The organism is Microcoleus sp. S36b_A4 (assembly GCF_036700645.1).
Lineage (GTDB): Bacteria > Cyanobacteriota > Cyanobacteriia > Cyanobacteriales > Microcoleaceae > Microcoleus.
Map to the genome: position 1 here is coordinate 1 of NZ_JAUBPI010000202.1, position 2,308 is coordinate 2,308.

The 2,308-nt window shown below is 41.7% G+C and carries 1 protein-coding gene; it reads left to right on the plus strand.

The window, feature by feature from the left end:
* Positions 1-496: 496 nt before the first annotated feature.
* The gene (gene ltrA, locus QUA03_RS28750; RefSeq protein WP_333217114.1) at positions 497-2,200 is read left to right on the plus strand and encodes a group II intron reverse transcriptase/maturase; all 1,704 of its coding nucleotides are present in this window, start codon (positions 497-499) and stop codon (positions 2,198-2,200) included.
* The last annotated feature ends 108 nt before the right edge of the window (positions 2,201-2,308 follow it).

Consider the following 2,308-nt stretch of genomic DNA (forward strand, 5'->3'; position numbering starts at 1 on the left):
GTGCAGCGGTAACAGCATATCCCCTACCTTGATAGGTAGCAACTAGCAAGGTAAAGCGGGGATAAAAGGCAGACTACTGGTAGCCGAAACTGGTAACTGTTGAGCAAGAGTTCATGTGTAGCGAAAGCAAAGATGTGTCTGAACCACCGTTAATTTAGATGGTCTAACGGCTTAATCACGAATAAACCCGATGAAAAATACGGTAAAGACTGATAAAGACCAAGCCAAAAGGCAAGGATAGGGCATAGGCGATTCTACACTCGACCTATAAGCACCGCCCATAAACCCGGTGGAGAGCATCGCACTAAAAACTCAAAACAATGTGTATTTGGAACGAAGTAACTCTCGTATATTTCTGGAATCAAATCGAATTCCAGTAAGTAGCTAACGAATAATATATGAGAGAGGGATTGTATCAGAAGCGAATGCTCTGTTGTAATGACAGAGATATGCAGACAGATACACGGTAACTTCAAGGATAGGAACACCAGTAGCAATGAATAAGTCTAAAACGCGGGACATCCCGACGGTGGAATGGAATCAAATCAATTGGCGAAAAGCCGAAAGATTGACATTCAAGTTGCAAAAACGTATCTATCGAGCAAGTGAGCGTGGCGATGTTAAAGCAGTTCGGAAGCTTCAAAAGACCCTGATTAATTCATGGTCTAATAAGGTCTTAGCGGTACGACGGGTCACACAAGATAACACTGGCAAACGTACAGCAGGTGTGGATGGTATTAAATTACTATCCCCAAAGCAACGATTAGAGCTAGTAAGTCAACTCAAAATAACTGGTAAATCTCAACCGACACGTCGGGTAATGATACCAAAACCAGGAACTAATGAGTCAAGACCATTAGGAATACCCACAATGTACGACCGCGCCTTACAAGCAGTTGTGAAAGCAGCACTTGAGCCGGAATGGGAGGCAAAATTCGAGCCAAACTCATACGGTTTTAGACCAGGTAGGTCATGTCACGATGCAATTGGAGCTATCTTTGTCAATATCAATAACAAAGCCAAATATGTGCTGGACGCTGATATTGCCAAATGCTTCGACCGCATTGATCACAAAGCATTACTTGACAAAATCAATACCTATCCACGACTCCGAAAACAAATTAAGTCGTGGCTCAAAAGTGGGGTATTAGACCAAGGTGAAATTTTTCCGACCAATGAAGGTACGCCACAAGGAGGGGTCATTTCCCCGCTCTTGGCTAATATAGCACTTCATGGAATGGAAGAACGGGTTAAACAATTCGTAGGAAATAATAGTAACCGACGAAATGAAATCAGTCTAATCCGATACGCCGATGACTTTGTGATTATGCACAAAGACATTGAAGTAGTAATAGCCTGTCAAAAGATAATTGCAGAATGGCTAAGTGATTATGACTTAGAATTGAAGCCAAGTAAAACAAAATTAACCCACACCCTCAATGAATACAATGGAAATGTTGGGTTTGAGTTTTTAGGATTCCACATACAACAGCATAAAGTAGGTAACTACCGAAGTGCCAAAAGTACAATAGGAATACCACTTGGTTTTAAAACATTAATTACTCCGTCCAAGCCTAAAGTCAAAGCTCATCTTGCGAAGATCGCAGAAGTAATAGATACCCATAAAACCGCCCCCCAAGCTGCTTTAATTAGTTCGCTGAATCCAATAATTAGGGGATGGTCAAACTATTACTCAAGAGTAGTAAGTAAGAAAACCTTTAGACAGGTCGATAATCTTACATATTACAAGTTACGGGCATGGGCTAGAAGACGGGGAAAAGGTAGCATCAACAAAGGCAAATACTGGCGAACAGTAGGCAGCCGAAATTGGTGTTTCAGTACAGAAGAAGGTTTAGAATTAGCCCAGCACACTGAGACTCCTATTATAAGGCACGTCAAAGTAAAAGGTAATTCAACACCTTATGACGGTAACTGGATTTATTGGAGTTCTAGACGTGGAATATACCCTGAAACACCAACAAGAGTGGCAACACTTCTTAAGAAACAAAAAGGTAAATGTACCCACTGTGGTCTGTACTTTACACCTACAGACATAGTAGAAGTTGACCATATCCAACCTCGCTCTTTAGGCGGTAAGGATGAGTATAAAAACCTCCAACTTTTGCACAAACATTGTCACGACACAAAAACGGAAAAAGATGGTTCCCTACACGGGAACTATGATAGCAATCCGTTATGAGTTGTATCCTTAAAAAGGATGGAGTTATCAAGGAGCGGAATGAAGCGAAAGTTTCACGTTCCGTTCTGAAGGAGAGGTAGGGGTGGCAACGCCCCTATCGACTCTAAC

Bases quoted from the DNA above. Each gene is read 5' to 3' on its own strand.
- ltrA (WP_333217114.1), top strand. From the start codon at position 497: ATGAATAAGTCTAAAACGCGGGACATCCCGACGGTGGAATGGAATCAA.